Raw genomic sequence first — 20,381 nt, forward strand, 5'->3', positions numbered from 1 at the left:
CGAATGGACCGCCAACAGGACGACCAAGCGGGACGGACAGTCCTGCCACGATCGGTGCTGGCCCTCCCCCCGGCGGTACGGCTATGGACTGGCGTGGTGACGGCCGTCTTGTGCGCGCTCGTGCTCTGGCGATTTGGGTGGTCCCCCGCCACCCCCGCTTTCCTTGCACTGCCGGTTTTCGCTGTGGTGCTGGGAGTCGTGGATCTCCGGACCCGCCTCCTGCCCAACGCCCTTCTGCTGCCGTTCGGCGTCTGCGCGCTGGCGCTCTTCTCGGTGGCGAGCCTCGTCTCCGGGGAATGGGACCGGTTGGTGGGGGCGATCGTTGGCGGCCTCGCCATGTTTGCCCTCTACCTGGTCCTGGCGCTCGTCTCACCGGGGGGCCTCGGCATGGGGGACGTGAAACTCGCCGGGGTGTTGGGACTCTACGGAGGGTACGCCGGGGTGAATGCCTGGGCGGTGACCGTGCTGGGCGGTTTCATTCTCGGGGCACTGATCGGTGTTTTCCTGCTGCTCGCGCAAAAGGCGTCACGCCGCTCGGTATTCCCGTTTGGGCCGCCGATGATCGTGGCCTGTCTCGCCGGGGTGATGGTGTTCGCCTAGCCTGGCCGATCGACTGGTAGAGCTCCATGACGGCGAACTGGTCCGCGATCTGGACCTGTCGTTGCGGTAAAACCGGCGCTTGATCCGCTCCATTTGTAGGAATGACGAAGCTTTTCCGCAGGGTCTCGGCGGAGGCACCCCAACCGGGTATTTCGAACGTATCCTTGGGAAATGTTGAAGATAGGCTACGCCGGGCGTGAGGCGGTGATCATGGCAATTTCGGTGGCTGCGTCTGCGGCGGATTCCGCGAAATGCGCGCCGTGACCGTCCCGGAACGCAGACGACTTCCCCTTGTTGACCGCGAGACGCTTGACCGCCTGCAGGACCACCTCGACCATCCGACAGCCGTGAGATCGTTTGTCCTCGAGTTCGTTCAGGCCTGGGATGAAAGGTATCTGCGGCTGTCCACCGACATTGAGCAACGCAACAGTGTCAGCGCACTGGATGCCATTCTCAGCATCAAGACCACTTCGACGATGGTGGGCGCGGTCAGGCTTGCCCAGCTGGCTTCCGGCGTGGAGGACCTGATCAGGGTCGACGAGTTTTCAGCGGCCGCAGAGCTGCTGCCCCGTCTGAACTCCTGCGCTCTGGAGACTACCGAAGAACTGTTGCTCGGCGGGGAAGCGGCCAGCGACGAGGAGACTCCCGGGTGACGATCGGGGCACAACGACACAGTTCGGGCGGTTCAGTCCTGGCGGGGCGCCAGCCGGTAGCCGACGCCGCGGACCGTGAGCAGCCACTTCGGTTCCCGCGAGTCCTCACCCAGTTTTCTTCGCAGATTGCCCATGTGGACTTCGACCGCCCGTTCGTCGGCGTCACTGATGAAGGCATCGTCCCGGTAATGGTGCCCGCGCACCACTCTTACCAGGTTGGCCTTCGTGCGAACCGCCCCTCCGCTGCGCAGCAAGTCATGCAGTAGGTCGAATTCGCTGCGGGTCAGGCTGAGTGTGGTACCTGGAAGGCTGGCCGTCCGAGTCTCGTGGTCGAGCGTCAGCCCGTTGTGCTTCAACAGTCCAGACTCGCTATCGACCGTTTCCAGGGGCGCGGCGCTTGCACCGATCGGGCCCTGGCCTCGCGGGCGGCGAAGCATCGCGGCGATCCGTGCCCTCAGTTCCCGGGGGCGAAACGGTTTGGTGATGAAGTCGTCGGCCCCGGATTGCAGTGCCGTCAAAGTGTCGAGTTCGTCGGTGCGGGCGGTGAGCATCAATACATAACAATCGCTCGTCGAGCGAATCCGTCGGAGCACCTCGTAGCCGTCAATGTCAGGGAGCCCCACGTCAAGCGTCACTATCGTGGCGCTGTGCTGGGCGACCAGTTCAACACCCTCGCGTCCCAGACCCGCCGAATGAACCTCGAAGCCGGACTGGGTGAGAACAGCGTCGACCAGGTTCCGCACATCGTCATCGTCCTCAATGACAACTGCTACTCCGGGATCGCTCATATCTCATCCCCTATTCTTCGCTGGAACCCAACCCGAGGTGGTGGCGCCCTGTCAAGGATGTACCTCTCATGTCACAATACTTACCTTTGGCTCCCAGCATACTCGTTTGGGACCGGGTACTGATCCCCTGCTGTGGCTATCGCTCAGGGAATCCGGGAGGATAATGGACGCATGCATCGCTTACGGCCAGGGGACGCCGACATTGCACCACCAGAGCACACACCTTTCACGGCGCCCAGCACCTCGACATCGCACCAGTTCTGGCTGCTCGGGGACAAACTGTTCGAACGAAAGCTGGGCCTGCGCGGGAAGACGGCCCTCTACCAGCTACCGCTCACGCTCATTATTGTGTTGATCGCTGCGTCAGCGCCATTCCTCAACCCGGAGATCTTCGACAACGGTGCATTTCTGGTGGGCCTGGGGCTCCTCCTCCTGCTGTTCGTCGCGTGCCTGCTTATGCCGTGGGAGCGGTTCCCGCCGGAGGCCATCCTCGCCATCCCGCTACTGGACTTCATTGCCATCGGTTTTGTCCGTAACGGTGCCTACGAGTCCCTTCCCGGGCTTGGGGCGCTGTCTCTGTTCCCGGTGATCTGGCTCGCCGTGGCGGGGCGAATGGTCGTGGTTTCAGCGCTGATCAGCTTTGTTGCGCCCTACCTGATCGTCCACTATCCGCTGCTATCGACGTTTTCGATGACCGGGCTCAAGGCAGTCGAAACGCTGTTGATCCCCATCTCAATGCTTGCCGTGTTCCTTACGATGCGCCTCTCGAGTACCCGGTTGATGCAGCAGATCGTCGAGCTGGACCGGAGGAACCAGGCGGTGAGTGTGCTGGAGGCTGAGAGCGGGAACCGTGAGCGGTTGCTTTCCGCGATCCTCGACACGGTCGGCGTCGGGGTCGTCGCGGTCGACACGGAGGGAAGGACGCTCCTTACCAACCGCCAGCAACAGCTTTTTCTTAAAGCTGCAGACCAATCGGATGCCAAGGACGAGGATGTGCTGCCGTTCTCCGGCAGCAAGGGTGGGGCGCCCCTGCCCGGCTCCATGCACCCAATCCGCCGCGCGGTCAACGGAGAAAGCTTCTCCAACAATTTGCTCTGGCTAGGCGAGGGCGACACCCAGCGCGCCGTCTCCACCGCTGCACGGCCAATGATCGACACCGAGGGGAACTTCGCCGGATCGGTCATCGTGTTCAACGACGTTACCGAACTGGTCGGATTGCTCACCGTGAAGGAAGACTTCGTTGCCAACGTCACGCATGAGATCAACACCCCACTGACCTCGATCGTCGGCCACCTCGACCTTGTCCTGGAATCGCAGGAACCCCTGACACCGGCGGCCCACCAATCACTCATCGTTGCCAGACGGAACGCAAAAAGGCTGTCGGTGTTGGTCTCCGACCTCCTATCCTCCACCACCCAAGCGATGAGCCTGCATCCGCAACCCACCGAATTATCGGAGCTCGTCGCTTCACGGGTGCGTTCCGCCAAGGCACAGGCCGACGTTGCTGGCGTGAACCTGGTATCCGAACTGCCCGACCGCTTGTGGGTGATCGCCGATCCGCTCCGCATCGGCCAGGTCGTGGACAACCTGCTCTCCAACGCCATCAAGTACTCCCCCAGCGGGGGGGATATCGTCGTGCGGGCCCACGCAGGTCAGGACACCGTCCAGATTGAAGTTCAGGACCACGGCATAGGGATGACCCAGCGTGAGGCCAGCCTGGTCTATGGCCGCTTCTTCCGCGCACGGGGCGCACGTGAGGCAGCTATTCCCGGTGTCGGGTTGGGCCTCGCGGTGACCAAGGCCATTGTCGATGGTCATGGCGGGACCATCAGGTGCGCCAGTTCACCCGGCGTCGGGACCACGTTCACCGTCACACTTCCGAGGACTATCGCGGATACTGCGGCAGCCACCAGCGCGGAACCCTGATCCCCCGCAGCGTGTCAACGGAGGGGTGACACTCCCACTGTGCCGTCGCGCCGGGCGCGGGTCTCCTCGGCCCGTCGACCAATAGCGGCGTCGTCGGGATAGCGGACCTCCTCGAGGATCAACGGATGAGGGGCGGCAAGCACCGAGCGCGCTTCCTTCGTGCGGGCGTGCAACCGTTCAAGAAGCCAGGACGGCTCCTTCTCCCCGGACCCCACCCGTAGGGTCGACCCGATCAGTCCACGAACCATGTTGTGGCAGAATGCATCGGCCTGGATGGCAACGGTAATGATCCCGTCCTCCGCTCGTTCGAAATCGAAGCGCTGTAGTTCACGGACGGTTGTCGCCCCGGGACGGGGTTTCACGAAGGAGCGGAAGTCCTGGAGCCCGAGAAGCTGCCGCGCACCGTCGTTCAGACGGTTGACCTGCTGTTCTTCAGGGTGCCAGAGGGTGACCCCGCGGACCAGCGGATCCCGCAACCCGGGCCGGTCGGCTATCCGGTAACTGTAGCGACGCCATAGCGCCGAGAACCGGGCATCGAATCCGGCAGGCGCGAGCGACACCTGACGGACGACGACCGCCGGAACCTGGTGGCGCTGACGGTCCGATCTTCCAAGTTCGCGGCTGATCGTGGCGCCCAGCCTCCGCAGCATTGCGGTTTCCGGCGTCATTTCCTTGCCCCTGCTAAGGCCGCGCCACTCCTCGGGTGTGAGGTCCACGTGCGCCACCTGGCCCCGGGCGTGGACGCCGGTATCGGTGCGGCCCGCGACCGTCAGGCGTGCTGGTCTACGAAGCAGGGTCTGAAGACCGGCCTCGATCACCCCCTGAACCGTCGGCAACCCTGGCTGGACAGCCCACCCGGAGAAGTGCGCCCCGTCGTAGGCGAGGTCGAGCCGGACACGCAAAAGCCCGCCATCCTCAACAGGGACAGCGGGCTTTTGCTCAATCACAGTGCTTACACAGCGGCAGAAGAATTACTTCTTGCCGTCGTCCTCAGTGGTGCCTTCTTCAATGACGACAACCTCGTCGGCGCCGGCCTCGGCGCTGACGTTCGTGTCTTCAGCGGCGACCTCTTCGGCCGACGGCGCTGATTCGGCTGAATCCACTGAGTCAGCTGACTCGGGCGAGTCCGGCGAATCGGCTGACTCGGGTGATTCGGCCTGGACCGGCGCGGCAGGAGCTGCGTTGGCCTTGGACTGTTCTGCTTCTGCAACGACTGACTGCTTCGCTGACATTGGCTCGAGAACCAGTTCGATGACGGCCATCGGGGCGTTGTCGCCCTTGCGGTTGCCGATCTTGGTGATGCGGGTGTAGCCACCTTCGCGCTCAGCAACGGCTGGGGCGATGTCCGTGAACAGTTCGTGGACAATGCTCTTGCTGCTGATGACGCCAAGGACGCGACGACGTGAGGCGAGATCGCCCTTCTTCGCGAAGGTGATCAGGCGCTCGGCGTAGGGACGAAGCCTCTTCGCCTTGGTCACCGTGGTGGTGATGCGCTTGTGCTCGAACAGTGAGGCGGCCAAGTTGGCGAGCATCAGGCGTTCGTGCGCCGGACCGCCTCCGAGACGTGGGCCCTTTGTTGGTGTGGGCATGATTGTTTCTCCTCTAAGTGGTCCTGTCCGCCGCTAAGGGCGGCGGACAGGTCGTTCTAAGTTGTTAGAGCTCTTCGTCGCTGTAAGCGGCGTCGTCCTCTTCAATGGCTGCTGCGCGAGCCGCGAGGTCGAACCCTGGAGGGGAATCCTTCAGGGACAGGCCGAGCTCAACGAGCTTGGCCTTGACCTCATCGATGGACTTCGCACCGAAGTTACGGATGTCCATCAGGTCTGCCTCGGAACGGGCAACGAGTTCACCCACGGTGTGGATGCCCTCCCGCTTGAGGCAGTTGTACGAACGAACGGTCAGCTCAAGATCTTCGATCGGAAGCGCCATGTCGGCTGCCAGGGCAGCGTCAGTGGGCGACGGGCCAATCTCGATGCCTTCAGCGGCGGTGTTGAGCTCGCGGGCCAGACCGAACAGTTCCACCAGGGTGGTGCCTGCCGAGGCCACGGCATCGCGGGGGGCGATGGCGTCCTTGGTTTCGACGTCGACAATCAGACGGTCGAAGTCGGTGCGCTGTTCAACACGGGTTGCTTCAACCCGGAAGGTGACTTTCAGGACCGGTGAGTAAATCGAGTCGACCGGGATACGGCCGATCTCGGAGTCACCGGACTTGTTCTGGGAAGCCGATACATAGCCGCGTCCACGCTCGATGGTCAGTTCGAGCTCGAACTTGCCCTTCGAGTTCAGGGTGGCAATGTGCAGATCCGGGTTGTGGAATTCGACGCCTGCTGGAGGCGCGATGTCCGCTGCCGTGACGACGCCGGGCCCCTGCTTGCGCAGGTAGGCGACGACTGGCTCGTCGTGCTCGGAGGACACAGCCAGGTTCTTGATGTTCAGGATGATCTCAGTGACATCTTCCTTGACACCGGGAACCGTGGTGAACTCGTGCAGCACGCCGTCGATGCGGATGCTGGTTACAGCTGCACCCGGGATCGATGACAGCAGGGTGCGGCGGAGTGAGTTTCCGAGGGTGTAGCCGAAACCGGGCTCAAGCGGCTCGATGACAAACCGCGAGCGGTTGTCGGCGACGACTTCTTCAGTCAGGGTGGGGCGCTGTGCAATAAGCACTTACATTTCCTTTCAGGGAGCATCCGCTATATGACGCAACACAAATGGTGGAAAGGGACAGCTAGCAAGCAACGCTTATTAGCTTAAGGATCGGTGTCGAACGCCGCCCTGGAATGATCCCGGAACCCGGAACCACACTCAGGGCGGCATTCGACGCCGGAAAAGCTAATTAGACGCGGCGACGCTTCGGAGGCCGGCAACCGTTGTGGGCGCTGGGAGTGACGTCCTGGATGGAGCCAACCTCCAGGCCGGTGGCCTGCAGCGAGCGGATAGCCGTTTCGCGACCTGAGCCTGGGCCCTTGACGAAAACGTCGACCTTCTTGACGCCGTGCTCCTGTGCACGCTTGGCAGCAGCCTCGGCTGCCATCTGCGCGGCGAACGGCGTCGACTTGCGAGAGCCCTTGAATCCAACTTCACCAGCGGAGGCCCAGGAAATAACTGCGCCTGACGGGTCCGTGATGGACACGATGGTGTTGTTGAAGGTGCTCTTGATGTGCGCCTGTCCAAGCGCGATATTCTTCTTATCCTTGCGACGCGGCTTACGTACCGCTCCACGAGTCTTGGGGGGCATTGCTTCTCCTACGAAAGGTGATGGGTGAGGTGCCGGGACCGGTGAGGGCCCTGATGGCGAGCAAGCGGCTGGCTAGAACCATTAGCCCCAATTCACAGGGGCCTCCGCTGGCGAGGGTTCCCTGGCTTAGCGAGCGAAGCGAGCTAAGTTAGGGAGCCAGTGGGGATCTAGCGCGCGGCCTTCTTCTTGCCGGCTACGGTGCGCTTGGGGCCCTTACGGGTACGCGCGTTGGTCTTCGTACGCTGTCCGCGCACTGGAAGACCGCGGCGGTGCCGGATGCCTTCGTAGCTTCCGATCTCCACCTTCCGGCGGATGTCGGCGGCTACCTCACGGCGGAGGTCACCTTCGACCTTGTAGTTGACTTCAATGTAGTCACGCAGCTGCAGCAGCTCCGCGTCGGTGAGGTCCTTGACGCGCGTATTCGGGCTGATCCCGGTTTCTGCCAGCGTCTGGTCTGCACGGGTCTTGCCCACGCCATAGATATAGGTAAGCGCTATCACTACCCGCTTTTCGCGGGGAATGTCTACGCCAGCGAGACGTGCCATAGTGGCGGTTCTCCTTTGGTGTTACTGGAGGTCTGAAACAGAGCGGCCTGCTGAGGTTTTCAGCTCCCCGGCCTCCGTGCCCGGGGGTGTGCTCCCATCTAAAGAAGGGAACTGCTCTGCCTTTATGGATGTACTGCTACTGCGTGAGGGGTTTTTCTCGGAAGGAGAAGAACTATCCCTGACGCTGCTTGTGGCGCGGGTTTTCGCAGATCACGAGTACGTTGCCCTTGCGGCGAACCACCTGGCACTTATCGCAGATCCGCTTGACGCTCGGCTGGACCTTCATGGTTTTCCTTTGCGTTGTTTGCAGATTGTGCTGTAACTACACTCCCTACCCTGAGGCAGGATGGGAGAATTCCTTATTTGTAGCGGTAGACAATGCGACCTCGGGTGAGGTCGTAAGGGCTAAGCTCCACTACCACCCGGTCCTCGGGGAGGATCCGGATATAGTGCTGACGCATCTTGCCCGAGATGTGGGCAAGGACAATGTGACCGTTGGCCAGCTCAACGCGGAACATCGCGTTGGGCAGAGCCTCGTTCACAGTGCCTTCAATCTCAATGACACCGTCTTTCTTGGCCATATCCTCCGCTAACGTCTATGCCCACCGCTTGCGCGGCGAACGAATGGGGTGGTAATTGTTGGCTTACTCCCACCGCAGCAACAGATCCGGACGTCCCGGATCGTGCACGCGTGGGCGCCCTAAATGGGCACAGGAGTAGAGACAACCAACAGGCAACTCTACGCTAACGAAGGTGAAATGTTAAATCGCGCGGTGCGTCCGAACCACTACGACAGCGGAACGGGTGTGACCCCCAGCGGCTCCAGCTTTGAGGCACCGCCATCAGCTGCAGTGAGGACCCAGATGCCGCGGTCATGCACAGCGACTGTGTGCTCCCACTGGCAGGAGCGACGGCCATCTGTGGTGACGACCGTCCAGTCGTCGTCGAGCAGGGTTGTCTCAAGGCTGCCAAGAACCAGCATCGGTTCAATCGCGAGGCATAGCCCGGGCCGGATCTTCGGACCGCGGTGTCCGCTCCGGTAGTTCAGGACGTCTGGCGGCTGGTGCATCTGGGTCCCGATACCGTGTCCCACATAGTCCTGCAGGATCCCCAGAGGGGCGCCGTCGAGCCCGGTGACATAGTCGTCGATCGCATTGCCGACGTCGCCAACGTTGCGTCCGCCGGCCAGGGCCGCGATGCCATGCCACATGGCGGATTCGGTGGCGTCAGAGAGGCGCTGATCTTCAGCACGGGGCTGCCCGACGATGACAGATCGTGCGGAATCCGAGTGCCACCCGTCCACCACTGCGCCTCCGTCGATGGAGAGGATATCGCCGTCCTGGAGTACGTAGTCCCCGGGTATGCCGTGAACCACTTCGTGGTTGACGGAAGCGCAGATGGACGCCGGAAAGCCGTGGTACCCCAGAAAGTTCGAGGTTGCCCCGGCCGACTTCAGTACGTCAGCGAATACCGAGTTCAATTCAGCAGTAGTGACACCGATGGCCGCTGCACCAATAGCCTCGTCCAGGGCCGTCGAAAGCACCAACCCTGCCTTGCGCATCGTGAGGATCTGTTGGTTGCTCTTGTACTCAACCTTTGACTGGCGGAACATCGACAAGTTAGCGCGAACCGTTCAGGGCACTGACCACACGCTCGGTCACCGTGTCGATTGCGCCGATGCCGTCGACGCGCTTGACGATGCCGCGCCCTTCGTACTGTGACACCACGCTCTCCGTCTGCTCGTGGTAGAGGTCCAGACGGTGCCGGATGACAGCCTCGTTGTCGTCGCTGCGCCCGTCAAGCTGCGCACGGTTGGTCAAGCGACGGACCAGTTCCTCGTCGGGGGCTGTCAACTGCAAAACCGCATCGAGCGTCAGTTCGTTCTGGTGCAGGATGTCATCAAGCTCGGTCACCTGGGCGGCGGTCCGTGGGTAGCCATCCAGAAGGAAGCCATCGCGGACGTCATCTTCCTTGAGCCGGTCGCGCACCATCGAGTTGGTGACGCTGTCGGGGACGAAATCTCCGGCGTCCATGAACTTTTTGGCTTCCACGCCAAGCGGGGTTTCGCGCTTGACGTTGTCCCGGAAGATGTCCCCGGTGGAGATTGCTACGACGCCGAGCCGTTCGGAGATCCGCGCCGCCTGTGTGCCTTTACCGGATCCGGGAGGACCGATTATGAGCATGCGTGTCATCGCAACAACCCTTCGTAGTGACGCTGCTGTAGCTGAGCGTCGATCTGCTTCACCGTCTCGAGTCCAACGCCCACCATGATGAGGATTGAGACGCCGCCGAAGGGGAAGTTCTGGTTAGCGTTGATCAGCACGAGGGCGATCAACGGGATCAGTGCTACCAAACCGAGGTAGATGGCTCCGGGGAGGGTGATACGGGACAGCACGTACTGGAGGTACTCGGCCGTTGGCCGGCCGGCCCGGATCCCGGGGATGAACCCGCCGTACTTCTTCATGTTCTCTGAGACCTCGTCCGGGTTGAACGTGATCGCTACGTAGAAGTAGGTAAAGAACACGATCATGGCGAAGTACAGGGCCATGTAGAGCGGGTGGTCGCCGTTTGCCAGGTAGGTGGTGATGAAGTTGACCCATTCCGGTGGCGGTGTCTGCCCATCGGTTGGGGTGTTGAACTGCGCGATCAGGCTGGGCAGGTACAGCATCGACGAGGCAAAGATGACCGGGATAACGCCAGCCATATTCACCTTGATCGGGATGTAGGTGCTGCTGCCGCCGAGGGTGCGCCGGCCGACCATCCGCTTCGCGTACTGCACAGGAATTCTTCGCTGCGACTGTTCGACGAAGATCACCAATGCGACAACGACCAGCCCGATGGCGATAACTGCCACGAAGACAGTCCAGCCCTGGGTGCGGAGGATCTCGCCCAGTGAGGTGGGGAAGCCTGCAGCGATGGCGGTGAAGATCAGCAGTGACATGCCGTTGCCGACGCCGCGCTCGGTGATGAGCTCGCCCATCCACATGATGAGGCCGGTGCCTGCGGTCAGGGTGAGGATCAGCAGCAGGATGGTGATGATGCTGTCATCAGGGATGATCGGCACCGGGCAGTCACCCAGCAGCGCACCGGATCGCGCCAGGGAGACAAGGGTGGTGGCATTCAACAGGGCGAGTGCGATCGTCAGGTAGCGCGTGTACTGGGTCAGAGTGGACTGGCCCTGCGCGCCTTCCTGGTGCAGTTCCTGGAAGCGCGGGATCACAACGCGCAGCAACTGCGTGATGATGCTCGCGGTGATGTAGGGCATGATCCCCAGGGCAAAGATGGAGACCTGGAGGAGTGCGCCACCACTGAAAAGGTTCACGAACTCGTAGAGCCCGCCCTCGGTGTTACCGAGTTGCAAGCACTGCTGGACGTTGCCGTAGTCAACACCGGGCGCGGGAATGAAGGCACCCAGGCGGAAGATGGTGATGATTCCCAGCGTGAACAACAGCTTGCGCCGTAAGTCTGGCGTCCGGAAAGCCCGGCCAATAGCGCTAAGCAAGCGTCCTCCTGAAGGTCTTGGTGTCCATGGCGGACAGATACTCAACAACCGAGTCTAACGGTTGAAACCCGGTGCATTGGACCCGGGGGCGCGATTGGTGCGCTGATAGGGCGTAAAAAAACTCTTGGTGGGCCGGATTGTTCCGGCCCACCAAGAGTCTAGTTGCTAGATCGGGTAGATCACAGCGGATCTATCTAGAGCCCGGTGACCGAACCGCCGGCTGCAGTGATCTTCTCTGCAGCGCTAGCTGAGTAGGCGTGTACCGTGACATCGACCTTGACGGTGATCTCTCCGGTGCCCAGTACCTTCACGGGCTGGTTCTTGCGAACCGCGCCGTTGGCGACCAGGCTGTCAACCGATACCTCGCCACCGTTGGGGTAGAGCTCCGAGATCTTGTCCAGGTTCACAACCTGGAACTCGACCCGGAACGGATTCTTGAAACCGCGCAGCTTGGGAAGGCGCATGTGCAGGGGAAGCTGTCCACCTGCGAAGCCTGCCTTGACCTGGTAGCGGGCCTTGGTACCCTTCATACCGCGGCCTGCGGTCTTACCCTTGGAGCCTTCGCCACGGCCCACGCGGGTCTTGGCGGTCTTGGCTCCTGGAGCTGGACGCAGGTGGTGGACCTTGAGCGCGTGAACGCGCTCCGAGTCCCCTGTAACCGTGGCTGCTGCCACATTCTTCTCTGCCATTAGTTGGCCTCCTCAACCTTCACGAGGTGCGGAACCGTGTTGACCATGCCAACGGTAACGGCATCGGCGGTACGGACAACTGTGTGTCCGATGCGCTTCAGGCCGAGGGACCGCAGGGTGTCGCGCTGGTTCTGCTTGCCGCCAATGGCGGACTTGGTTTGGGTGATCTGAAGCTTCGCTGAGCTTACTAACACGCGCTTGGGAGTTGCCATTACGCACCTGCCTTTTGTTCCTGCATTGCGCGCAGCATCGACGAGGAAGCGACCTGGTCCAGTGGCAACCCACGACGGGCGGCTACTGCCTGGGGCTCTTCCAACCGCTTCAGGGCGTCAACGGTTGCGTGAACAATGTTGATGGCGTTCGAGGAGCCGAGTGACTTCGACAGCACGTCGTGGATACCGACGCACTCCAGTACGGCGCGCACCGGGCCACCGGCGATAACACCGGTACCTGGGGAGGCCGGGCGGAGCAGGACTACGCCCGCAGCCGCTTCACCCTGCACCAGGTGGGGAACGGTGCCGCCAATGCGAGGGACCTTGAAGAAGGACTTCTTGGCCTCTTCAACACCCTTGGCGATGGCTGACGGAACTTCCTTGGCCTTGCCGTACCCGACACCGACCATACCGTTACCGTCACCGACGACAACCAGGGCGGTGAAGCTGAAACGCCGCCCACCCTTGACTACCTTGGATACGCGGTTGATGGCTACGACGCGTTCGACGAACTTGTCCTTGTCGTCTCCGCGACCGCCGTCACGGCCACCGCGGCCGCCATCGCGACCGCCACGGCCGCCATCGCGGCCACCGGCGCCGCTGTTGCGGCCACCGCGTTCTCCACGGGCACCACCCTTGCGGTCGTCGGCAGCTGCCGTTGCGGGTGCCTCTGCAGCCGGAGCTGTAGCAGCAGGCTGTTCAGTACCTGTACTCAATTCAGGTTCCTTTGCGTTGTTTTCCTCGGTCACAGTGCCAACCCACCTTCGCGGGCGCCATCAGCGATGGCGGCGATGCGGCCGTGGTACTTGTTGCCGCCGCGGTCGAAGACGACTGCTTCGATACCAGCGGCCTTGGCACGCTCTGCGACGAGGTTGCCCACGCGCTTGGCCTTGGCGGTCTTGTCACCGTCGAATGCACGGAGATCCGCTTCGAGGGTGGATGCCGAAGCAACCGTGACGCCCAGTCCGTCGTCGACAACCTGAACGAACATGTGCCGTGCGGACCGGTTGACTACCAGACGCGGGCGAACCGCTGTTCCGGTGATGCGCTTGCGCACACGGAGGTGGCGGCGTCCACGCTGGGCGGACTTGCTCTTGGAGCTTCGCTTCTTATTAATGCTGATAGCCATGATTATTTACCAGACTTTCCGACTTTACGGCGAACAACTTCGCCTGCGTAGCGCACGCCCTTGCCCTTATAGGGGTCCGGCTTCCGCAGCTTGCGGATGTTTGCGGCGACTTCGCCGACCTGCTGCTTGCTGATGCCGGAGACGGAAACCTTGGTAGGTCCCTCAACGGTCAGAGTGATGCCCTCCGGTGCCTTGACGGCTACCGGGTGGCTGAAGCCCAGTGCGAACTCCAGGTCGGAACCCTTAGCCTGCACGCGGTAACCGGTGCCGACAATTTCGAGGTTCTTCTTGTAACCGTCGGTGACACCGATGATCATGTTGGAGATCAGGGTGCGCGTCAGGCCGTGGAGCGAACGCGATTCGCGCTCGTCGTTCGGCCGGGTGACGGTCAGTGTGTTCTCGTCAAGATCAACCAGGATCGGGCTGGGCACGGTGTGGCTCAGCTCCCCCTTGGCTCCCTTGACGGACACCAGGTTACCGGTGACTTTTACCTCAACACCCGCGGGAACGGAGATGGGGAGACGTCCAATACGTGACATGTGTTTACTCCTTCTCTGTTCCGGCTACCAGACGTAGGCGAGGACTTCCCCACCCACGCCCTTCTTGGATGCCTGGCGGTCTGTCAGCAGTCCGGAGGACGTGGACAGGATTGCGATACCAAGGCCACCCAGCACGTGCGGCAGGTTGGTGGACTTCGCGTAAACGCGGAGTCCGGGCTTGGAAATGCGGCGGATGCCGGCGATTGAACGCTGGCGCTCAGGACCGAACTTGAGGTCGATGGTCAGCTTCTTGCCGACCTCCGCTTCCTCTTCCTTCCAGCCCGCGATGTAGCCTTCAGCCTTCAGGATGTCGGCGACGCGAGCTTTGAGCTTGCTGTATGGCATGCTCACGGTGTCGTGGTATGCGGAGTTTGCATTGCGCAGACGTGTCAGCATGTCTGCCACAGGATCTGTCATTGTCATGTGGGCTCTTGCCCTTCCTCGTAACGGTTTCCGGGGCCCGGTTTAGGGTGTCGGACTTGCGTCCTGCCCTGCCCGGTACGGACCTGGAACGTAGTTAGATTAATCTTCGGATTTGAACGGGAAGCCAAGCGCCTTGAGCAGCGCGCGGCCTTCGTCGTCGGTCTTTGCGGTGGTGACAACGGTGATGTCCATGCCACGTACGCGGTCGATCTTGTCCTGGTCGATCTCGTGGAACATTGACTGTTCCGTGAGTCCGAAGGTGTAGTTGCCGTTCCCGTCGAACTGGCGGCCGCTGAGGCCACGGAAGTCGCGGATACGGGGAAGGGCAAGCGAGACCAGGCGGTCAACGAATTCCCACATGCGGTCTCCGCGCAGAGTTGCGTGGCAGCCGATGGGCATTCCCTCGCGCAGCTTGAACTGTGCGATGGACTTGCGGGCCTTCGTGACCTGAGGCTTCTGACCGGTGATCTGGGTCATGTCGCGGACGGCACCATCGATGAGCTTGGAGTCCTTGGCGGCATCTCCAACACCCATGTTGACAACAACCTTGACCAGGCGAGGAACCTGGTTGACGTTGGTGTAACCGAATTCTTCCTGCAGTCCTGACTTGATTTCAGCGGCGTAGCGCGTCTTCAGGCGCGGGGAGATCTTTGTCTCTACGGCTTCGGTAGTCATTAGAGATCCTTCCCTGATGCCTTGGCGACGCGGATCCGGACCGTGCGCTCTTTACCGTCTTTTTCTACGGTATCGATGCGGTAACCGACGCGGGTCGGCTTGTTGGTCTCGGGGTCAACCACTGCAACATTGCTGATATGGATGGGGGCTTCAATGACCTCGATGCCGCCGGTCTTGGAGCCGCGCTGCGACTGTCCAACCTTGGTGTGGCGAGTAACGCGGTTGATTCCTTCGACGAGGACCCGGTTGTTCTCCCGGAATACCTTCAGAACCTTGCCCTGCTTGCCGCGGTCTCCGCCGCGTTCCTGCTTGGCTCCACTGATGACCTGAACCAGGTCACCCTTCTTGATCTTGAACTTCACTGCTTTGTTCGCTCCCATGGGTTAGAGCACCTCCGGCGCCAGCGAGATGATCTTCATGAAGCGCTTGTCGCGGAGTTCGCGACCAACGGGACCGAAGATACGCGTACCGCGTGGGTCGCCGTCTGTCTTCAAGATCACCGCAGCGTTCTCGTCAAACTTGATGTAGGAACCGTCCGCACGGCGGCGTTCCTTCTTGGTGCGGACGATAACCGCCTTGACGACGTCGCCCTTCTTGACGTTACCGCCGGGAATTGCGTCCTTGACGGTGGCGACGATCACGTCGCCGATGCCTGCGTAGCGGCGTCCAGATCCACCGAGAACGCGGATGGTCAAGATTTCCTTGGCACCCGTGTTGTCGGCGACCTTAAGCCGCGACTCCTGCTGAATCACTTATTACTCCTGTCGTCGCGCTGGTTCTCTCTGCGAGCCTTGCGGAACGGATATGGGTTGGCCCCGTAATACTGGTCCTCAGCCTGTGCAGGCACGCGAACACGCCGGCACAAAGAAGCTGAACAAGATTATCGGGCTTTTGTCTCAATCGCCGGTGTGGAAGCTCATACCTCTAACCCACCGGACAGACAAGATTTTCATCTTATCGCGAAAGCGCCCCGGACGCGAAATCGCAGCTGCGAGATCACGACCGGGGCGCAGTCGTTTAGTGCGTGGAGATCGAGTGTGCCTACTTGGCGCGCTCGATAACCTCGACCAGGCGCCACCGCTTGGTAGCGGACAGCGGCCGGGTTTCGCTGATGAGAACGTGATCGCCGATGCCGGCGGTGTTCTCTTCGTCGTGGACCTTCACCTTGGTGCTGCGGCGAAGAACCTTGCCGTAGAGCGCGTGCTTCACGCGGTCTTCAACCTGCACCGTAATGGTCTTGTTCATCTTGTCCGAGACTACGTACCCGCGACGGGTTTTGCGGTAGCCGCGAGCAAGATCGTCCGACGTCGTTGCTTCACTCTTCTGTTCACTCACTTGGCGTCCTCCTTAGATGCCTCGGTGCCCGCATCCGGGGCGTCTTTGGTGGAGGCCTTCTTGGACTTCTTGGCCTTCTCAGGCTTTGCTTCCTCAACGGGAGCAACGTAGTCAGGCCGAATGCCGAGCTCACGCTCACGCATCACCGTGTACAGGCGTGCGATATCGCGCTTCACTGAGCGCAGACGCCCGTGATTTTCCAACTGACCCGTAGCGGACTGGAAGCGGAGGTTGAACAACTCTTCCTTGCCCTTCCGGAGTTCCTCGACCAGGCGATCACGATCGAAGCCGTCCAGCTGCTCGGATGTCAGTTCCTTTGAACCTATAGCCATGTCTATTCACCACCCTCACGACGCACAATGCGTGCCTTCAACGGCAGCTTGTGGATTGCTAGGCGCAGGGCTTCGCGGGCTACCTCTTCTGATACACCGGAGAGTTCGAAGAGAACCCGACCCGGCTTGACGTTCGAAACCCACCACTCGGGCGAACCCTTACCGGAACCCATGCGGGTTTCGGCAGGCTTCTTGGTCAGTGGGCGGTCCGGATAAATGTTGATCCAGACCTTGCCGCCACGCTTGATGTGGCGGGTCATGGCAATACGTGCAGCTTCAATCTGACGGTTGGTGACATATGCCGGGCTCAGAGCCTGGATACCCCATTCACCGAAGCTGACCTCAGTGCCACCGGTTGCAGCGCCGGAACGACCCGGGTGGTGCTGCTTACGGAACTTGACTCGACGTGGGATAAGCATTTAAGCCTGTCCTCCTTCCGCTGCTGCCGGAGCTGCAGCTTCAGCCGGTGCGGCAGTTGCCTGCGCGTCGGCGGGAGCGGAACCGGCCGGGTTACGACGACGACGGTCTGCACCGCGGTCACCGCCACGGTCAGCTCCTGCTGGTCCACGGCTTGGGCGGTCGCTTCCGCCGCCACGTCCACGCGATGGTGCTGCTGCAGCCTGGGCTGCGAGCTCCTTCGCGGTGATGTCGCCCTTGTAGATCCAGACCTTGACGCCGATGCGACCGAAGGTGGTCTTCGCTTCGAAGAAGCCGTAGTCGATGTTCGCACGGAGGGTGTGCAGGGGCACACGGCCTTCGCGGTAGAACTCGGACCGGCTCATTTCAGCGCCACCCAGGCGACCGGAGCACTGGACACGGATGCCCTTGGCACCGGCACGCTGTGCCGACTGCATTGCCTTCTTCATCGCACGGCGGAAGGCCACACGTGAGGAGAGCTGCTCAGCAACGCCCTGGGCAACAAGCTGAGCTTCCATCTCGGGGTTCTTGACCTCGAGGATGTTCAGCTGAACCTGCTTGCCGGTCAGTTTCTCCAGCTCGCCGCGGATGCGGTCTGCTTCGGCGCCGCGGCGGCCGATCACAATGCCGGGACGTGCAGTGTGGATATCCACACGGACACGGTCACGGGTGCGCTCGATCTCTACCTTGGCGATACCGGCGCGGTCCATACCTGTAGCCATGAGCTGACGGATCTTGATGTCCTCGCGGACATAGTCCTTGTACCGCTGTCCGGGCTTGTTGCTGTCGGCAAACCAGTGCGAACGGTGGTCCGTGGTGATACCGAGCCTGAACCCATGCGGGTTTACTTTCTGTCCCACTAGCGGACCTGCGCTTTCTCAGGGGTTGCTACTACAACTGTGATGTGACTGGTCCGCTTCAAGATGCGGAACGCACGGCCCTGAGCGCGCGGCCGGAACCGCTTCATCGTGGGGCCTTCATCAACAAATGCCTCGCTGATGATCAGGTTATCTTCGTCGAATGCGATGCCGTCCCGGTCCGCGAGGACCCGGGCGTTGGCGACCGCCGACTGTACTACCTTGAATACCGGCTCTGAAGCTGCCTGTGGGGCGAACTTCAGTATTGCCAGAGCCTCATTCGTCTGCTTGCCACGAACCAGGTTGACGACGCGCCGGGCCTTCATAGGCGTGACACGCGAAAAACGCGCAACTGCCTTGGCTTCCATTGCTTTCCTTCTCTCGTCTTCTGCCGCTAAGAGCAGCGCCTAGCGGCGCTTGCCCTTGCGGTCGTCCTTTACATGGCCGCGGAAGGTCCGCGTCGCAGCGAATTCGCCGAGCTTGTGCCCGACCATTGACTCTGTGACAAACACCGGGATGTGCTTGCGCCCGTCGTGCACGGCGATCGTGTGCCCCAGCATGTCGGGGATGATCATTGAGCGGCGGGACCACGTCTTGATGACGTTCTTGGTGCCCTTGTCGTTTTCACGAGCTACCTTTACGAAAAGGTGCTGATCGACGAAGGGGCCTTTCTTCAGGCTGCGTGGCATGTCTCCAGGCTCCTATCGCTTGTTCTTGCCGGAACGACGGCGACGCACAATGAGTGAATCGCTCTCTTTGTTTGGACGGCGGGTACGGCCTTCGGCCTTACCGTTCGGGTTCACCGGGTGACGGCCACCAGAGGTCTTACCTTCACCACCACCGTGTGGGTGGTCAACCGGGTTCATGGCAACGCCACGAACGGTTGGGCGGACGCCCTTCCAGCGCATACGGCCGGCCTTGCCCCAGTTGATGTTGGACTGTTCTGCGTTTCCAACTTCACCAATGGTGGCGCGGCAGCGTACGTCGACGTTGCGGATTTCACCAGAGGGAAGGCGGAGCTGCGCGAAGCGGCCCTCTTTCGCAACCAGCTGTACCGACGCACCGGCTGAACGGGCCATCTTGGCCCCGCCGCCTGGACGAAGTTCCACAGCGTGGATCACGGTACCAACCGGGATGTTCCGCAGTGGCAGGTTGTTGCCTGGCTTGATGTCAGCGCCGGCTCCGGCTTCCACCATGTCGCCCTGCTTCAGGCGGTTTGGTGCAACGATGTAGCGCTTGGTGCCGTCGACATAGTGGAGCAGTGCGATGCGGGCCGTGCGGTTGGGATCGTATTCGATCTCAGCAACACGGGCGTCAACGCCGTCCTTGTCGTGGCGACGGAAGTCAATCAGGCGGTACTGGCGCTTGTGGCCACCACCCTTGTGACGGGTCGTGATCTTACCGGTGTTGTTACGACCACCCTTTTTGGGGAGGGGACGTACCAGGGACTTCTCCGGTGTCGACCGAGTGATTTCTGCGAAGTCAGCAACGCTGGAGCCGCGGCGGCCAGGCGTTGTTGGCTTGTATTTACGAATAGCCATGTGTCATTTCCTCGTTAAAGTGGTCTCCGCCCTAACCGAGCGGACCGCCGAAGATGTCGATCGTTCCTTCTTTGAGGGTCACGATGGCACGCTTGGTGCCCTTCCGCTGACCCCAGCCGAAGCGGGTGCGCTTGCGCTTGCCCGAACGATTGAGTGTGTTGATCGAGTCGACCTTGACGGAGAAAATCTTCTCCACCGCCAACTTGATCTCTGTCTTGTTCGAGCGAGGGTCGACCAGGAAGGTGTACTTACCTTCGTCGATCAGGCCGTAGCTCTTTTCCGAAACGACCGGCGCAAGGACGACGTCGCGGGGATCTTTGGAGATGGTCGCGCTCACTTGGCGTCCTCCGTAGCTGTTGTGCTCTCGTCAGCATCTACGGTCGTGTCGGCTGAGCCGATAAACGTGTCGTAAGCGGCCTTCGTGAAGATCACGTCGTCCGAAACCAGCACGTCATACGTGTTGAGCTGGTCAACGTAGAGGACGTGTACTTCCGGGACGTTCCGCACGGACAGTGCCGTGAGATCGTTGGCGCGCTCGATAACGATGAGCAAGTTGGGACGCTCCGAGATGCTGCGAAGCGCTTCGATTGCACCCTTGGTGGACGGCTTGTCGCCGGACACGAGGGACTCGAGGACGTGGATACGGCCGTTGCGTGCCCGGTCAGAGAGGGCACCGCGCAGGGCGGCAGCCTTCATCTTCTTGGGGGTGCGCTGGCTGTAGTCGCGGGGGGTGGGTCCGTGGACGACGCCACCACCGGTCATGTGAGGGGCACGGATCGAACCCTGACGGGCACGACCTGTTCCCTTCTGCTTGAACGGCTTGCGGCCTGCGCCGGATACCTCTGCACGAGTCTTTGTCTTGTGCGTACCCTGACGGGCAGCAGCAAGCTGTGCCACGACGACCTGGTGCAGCAAGGGCACGTTGGTCTGCGTGTCGAAGATCTCTGCGGGGAGATCGACCTTTACAGTGTTGACAGCCATCT

The 20,381-nt window shown here is 61.4% G+C and carries 32 protein-coding genes; 3 read left to right on the forward strand and 29 right to left on the reverse strand.

All coding sequences use genetic code 11. From position 1 onward, the window contains the following. The first annotated feature begins 3 nt into the window (after positions 1-3). Both HMI58_RS04140 and HMI58_RS04145 read left to right on the forward strand, forming a co-directional pair. A complete protein-coding gene (locus HMI58_RS04140; RefSeq protein WP_171618248.1) occupies positions 4-600 on the forward strand; it encodes an A24 family peptidase in 597 nt (198 codons plus the stop codon). Positions 601-851: 251 nt separating this feature from the next. Next, positions 852-1,253 (forward strand): hypothetical protein, encoded by a 402-nt coding sequence (locus HMI58_RS04145; RefSeq protein ID WP_171618249.1) that lies wholly within the window; start codon positions 852-854, stop codon positions 1,251-1,253. 32 nt (positions 1,254-1,285) lie between these two features. Here HMI58_RS04145 and HMI58_RS04150 read toward each other — a convergent pair whose 3' ends face one another. Then, a complete protein-coding gene (locus HMI58_RS04150; RefSeq protein ID WP_171618250.1) occupies positions 1,286-2,041 on the reverse strand; it encodes a response regulator transcription factor in 756 nt (251 codons plus the stop codon). 171 nt (positions 2,042-2,212) lie between these two features. On the opposite strand from HMI58_RS04150, the gene HMI58_RS04155 reads away from it, so the two are divergent. Continuing rightward, positions 2,213-3,967 carry a PAS domain-containing sensor histidine kinase gene (locus tag HMI58_RS04155; RefSeq protein ID WP_205207871.1) on the forward strand — a complete coding sequence of 585 codons (1,755 nt, stop codon included), beginning with the start codon at positions 2,213-2,215 and terminating at the stop codon, positions 3,965-3,967. Between the two features lie 14 nt (positions 3,968-3,981). On the opposite strand, the gene HMI58_RS04160 is transcribed toward HMI58_RS04155, so the two are convergent. From HMI58_RS04160 to rplD, 28 genes are all read right to left on the reverse strand, one after another. Next, positions 3,982-4,914 (reverse strand): tRNA pseudouridine synthase A, encoded by a 933-nt coding sequence (locus tag HMI58_RS04160; RefSeq protein WP_171618251.1) that lies wholly within the window; start codon positions 4,912-4,914, stop codon positions 3,982-3,984. Positions 4,915-4,938: 24 nt separating this feature from the next. Next, a complete protein-coding gene (rplQ, locus tag HMI58_RS04165) occupies positions 4,939-5,556 on the reverse strand; it encodes a 50S ribosomal protein L17 (RefSeq protein ID WP_171618252.1) in 618 nt (205 codons plus the stop codon). A 64-nt stretch (positions 5,557-5,620) separates the two neighbouring features. Next, positions 5,621-6,631, reverse strand: a complete 1,011-nt coding sequence (locus tag HMI58_RS04170) for a DNA-directed RNA polymerase subunit alpha (RefSeq protein WP_171583915.1) — start codon at positions 6,629-6,631, stop codon at positions 5,621-5,623. Positions 6,632-6,800: 169 nt separating this feature from the next. Continuing rightward, the gene (gene rpsK / locus HMI58_RS04175) at positions 6,801-7,202 is read right to left on the reverse strand and encodes a 30S ribosomal protein S11 (RefSeq protein ID WP_019481517.1); all 402 of its coding nucleotides are present in this window, start codon (positions 7,200-7,202) and stop codon (positions 6,801-6,803) included. 167 nt (positions 7,203-7,369) lie between these two features. After that, the gene (gene rpsM, locus HMI58_RS04180; protein WP_171583914.1) at positions 7,370-7,747 is read right to left on the reverse strand and encodes a 30S ribosomal protein S13; all 378 of its coding nucleotides are present in this window, start codon (positions 7,745-7,747) and stop codon (positions 7,370-7,372) included. Positions 7,748-7,919: 172 nt separating this feature from the next. Further along, the gene (gene rpmJ / locus HMI58_RS04185) at positions 7,920-8,033 is read right to left on the reverse strand and encodes a 50S ribosomal protein L36 (RefSeq protein ID WP_024475611.1); all 114 of its coding nucleotides are present in this window, start codon (positions 8,031-8,033) and stop codon (positions 7,920-7,922) included. Between the two features lie 73 nt (positions 8,034-8,106). Beyond that, positions 8,107-8,328 carry a translation initiation factor IF-1 gene (gene infA, locus HMI58_RS04190; protein WP_019481515.1) on the reverse strand — a complete coding sequence of 74 codons (222 nt, stop codon included), beginning with the start codon at positions 8,326-8,328 and terminating at the stop codon, positions 8,107-8,109. A 206-nt stretch (positions 8,329-8,534) separates the two neighbouring features. After that, entirely contained in the window at positions 8,535-9,359 is an 825-nt protein-coding gene (gene map / locus HMI58_RS04195; protein WP_171618253.1) for a type I methionyl aminopeptidase, read from the reverse strand. A gap of 7 nt (positions 9,360-9,366) precedes the next feature. Further along, positions 9,367-9,939, reverse strand: a complete 573-nt coding sequence (locus tag HMI58_RS04200; RefSeq protein WP_171583912.1) for an adenylate kinase — start codon at positions 9,937-9,939, stop codon at positions 9,367-9,369. Further along, on the reverse strand, positions 9,936-11,249 hold the full coding sequence (gene secY / locus HMI58_RS04205) for a preprotein translocase subunit SecY (protein ID WP_171583911.1): 1,314 nt from the start codon (positions 11,247-11,249) through the stop codon (positions 9,936-9,938). The genes HMI58_RS04200 and secY overlap by 4 nt, the downstream gene beginning before the upstream one ends. A 194-nt stretch (positions 11,250-11,443) precedes the next feature. Continuing rightward, complete coding sequence (gene rplO / locus HMI58_RS04210; RefSeq protein ID WP_171583910.1) at positions 11,444-11,938, reverse strand: 50S ribosomal protein L15; 495 nt, start codon at positions 11,936-11,938, stop codon at positions 11,444-11,446. Next, complete coding sequence (gene rpmD, locus HMI58_RS04215; RefSeq protein WP_171583909.1) at positions 11,938-12,150, reverse strand: 50S ribosomal protein L30; 213 nt, start codon at positions 12,148-12,150, stop codon at positions 11,938-11,940. Before rpmD ends, rplO begins: the two co-directional genes overlap by 1 nt. Next, positions 12,150-12,866 (reverse strand): 30S ribosomal protein S5, encoded by a 717-nt coding sequence (gene rpsE / locus HMI58_RS04220; RefSeq protein WP_171583908.1) that lies wholly within the window; start codon positions 12,864-12,866, stop codon positions 12,150-12,152. Before rpsE ends, rpmD begins: the two co-directional genes overlap by 1 nt. A gap of 29 nt (positions 12,867-12,895) precedes the next feature. Further along, the gene (gene rplR / locus HMI58_RS04225; protein WP_019481508.1) at positions 12,896-13,279 is read right to left on the reverse strand and encodes a 50S ribosomal protein L18; all 384 of its coding nucleotides are present in this window, start codon (positions 13,277-13,279) and stop codon (positions 12,896-12,898) included. A 2-nt stretch (positions 13,280-13,281) separates the two neighbouring features. After that, positions 13,282-13,818 carry a 50S ribosomal protein L6 gene (gene rplF / locus HMI58_RS04230; RefSeq protein WP_171583907.1) on the reverse strand — a complete coding sequence of 179 codons (537 nt, stop codon included), beginning with the start codon at positions 13,816-13,818 and terminating at the stop codon, positions 13,282-13,284. A gap of 24 nt (positions 13,819-13,842) precedes the next feature. Next, positions 13,843-14,241 carry a 30S ribosomal protein S8 gene (rpsH, locus tag HMI58_RS04235; protein ID WP_019481506.1) on the reverse strand — a complete coding sequence of 133 codons (399 nt, stop codon included), beginning with the start codon at positions 14,239-14,241 and terminating at the stop codon, positions 13,843-13,845. A gap of 99 nt (positions 14,242-14,340) precedes the next feature. Beyond that, positions 14,341-14,916 carry a 50S ribosomal protein L5 gene (gene rplE / locus HMI58_RS04240; protein ID WP_019481505.1) on the reverse strand — a complete coding sequence of 192 codons (576 nt, stop codon included), beginning with the start codon at positions 14,914-14,916 and terminating at the stop codon, positions 14,341-14,343. After that, positions 14,916-15,296 carry a 50S ribosomal protein L24 gene (gene rplX, locus HMI58_RS04245; RefSeq protein ID WP_171583906.1) on the reverse strand — a complete coding sequence of 127 codons (381 nt, stop codon included), beginning with the start codon at positions 15,294-15,296 and terminating at the stop codon, positions 14,916-14,918. Before rplX ends, rplE begins: the two co-directional genes overlap by 1 nt. Positions 15,297-15,299: 3 nt before the next feature. Beyond that, a complete protein-coding gene (gene rplN, locus HMI58_RS04250) occupies positions 15,300-15,668 on the reverse strand; it encodes a 50S ribosomal protein L14 (RefSeq protein WP_019481503.1) in 369 nt (122 codons plus the stop codon). Positions 15,669-15,957: 289 nt separating this feature from the next. Next, a complete protein-coding gene (rpsQ, locus tag HMI58_RS04255; RefSeq protein WP_318779119.1) occupies positions 15,958-16,251 on the reverse strand; it encodes a 30S ribosomal protein S17 in 294 nt (97 codons plus the stop codon). Beyond that, entirely contained in the window at positions 16,248-16,583 is a 336-nt protein-coding gene (gene rpmC / locus HMI58_RS14805) for a 50S ribosomal protein L29 (RefSeq protein WP_171618254.1), read from the reverse strand. The genes rpsQ and rpmC overlap by 4 nt, the downstream gene beginning before the upstream one ends. Before the next feature lie 2 nt (positions 16,584-16,585). Then, a complete protein-coding gene (rplP, locus tag HMI58_RS04265; protein ID WP_019481500.1) occupies positions 16,586-17,002 on the reverse strand; it encodes a 50S ribosomal protein L16 in 417 nt (138 codons plus the stop codon). Then, positions 17,003-17,860, reverse strand: a complete 858-nt coding sequence (gene rpsC / locus HMI58_RS04270) for a 30S ribosomal protein S3 (RefSeq protein ID WP_171618255.1) — start codon at positions 17,858-17,860, stop codon at positions 17,003-17,005. Beyond that, complete coding sequence (gene rplV, locus HMI58_RS04275) at positions 17,860-18,225, reverse strand: 50S ribosomal protein L22 (protein ID WP_024475619.1); 366 nt, start codon at positions 18,223-18,225, stop codon at positions 17,860-17,862. Before rplV ends, rpsC begins: the two co-directional genes overlap by 1 nt. Before the next feature lie 39 nt (positions 18,226-18,264). Beyond that, positions 18,265-18,546: a 30S ribosomal protein S19 gene (gene rpsS / locus HMI58_RS04280; RefSeq protein ID WP_019481497.1), complete on the reverse strand. Its 282-nt coding sequence runs from the start codon at positions 18,544-18,546 to the stop codon at positions 18,265-18,267. A 12-nt stretch (positions 18,547-18,558) separates the two neighbouring features. Continuing rightward, positions 18,559-19,398 (reverse strand): 50S ribosomal protein L2, encoded by an 840-nt coding sequence (gene rplB, locus HMI58_RS04285; protein ID WP_171583903.1) that lies wholly within the window; start codon positions 19,396-19,398, stop codon positions 18,559-18,561. A gap of 31 nt (positions 19,399-19,429) precedes the next feature. Further along, complete coding sequence (rplW, locus tag HMI58_RS04290; RefSeq protein ID WP_019481495.1) at positions 19,430-19,735, reverse strand: 50S ribosomal protein L23; 306 nt, start codon at positions 19,733-19,735, stop codon at positions 19,430-19,432. Continuing rightward, entirely contained in the window at positions 19,732-20,379 is a 648-nt protein-coding gene (gene rplD, locus HMI58_RS04295) for a 50S ribosomal protein L4 (protein WP_171583902.1), read from the reverse strand. Before rplD ends, rplW begins: the two co-directional genes overlap by 4 nt. Positions 20,380-20,381: the final 2 nt, after the last annotated feature.

Origin of the sequence: Arthrobacter sp. 147(2020), assembly GCF_013116715.1 — a bacterium.
Taxonomy (GTDB): Bacteria; Actinomycetota; Actinomycetes; order Actinomycetales; family Micrococcaceae; genus Arthrobacter_D.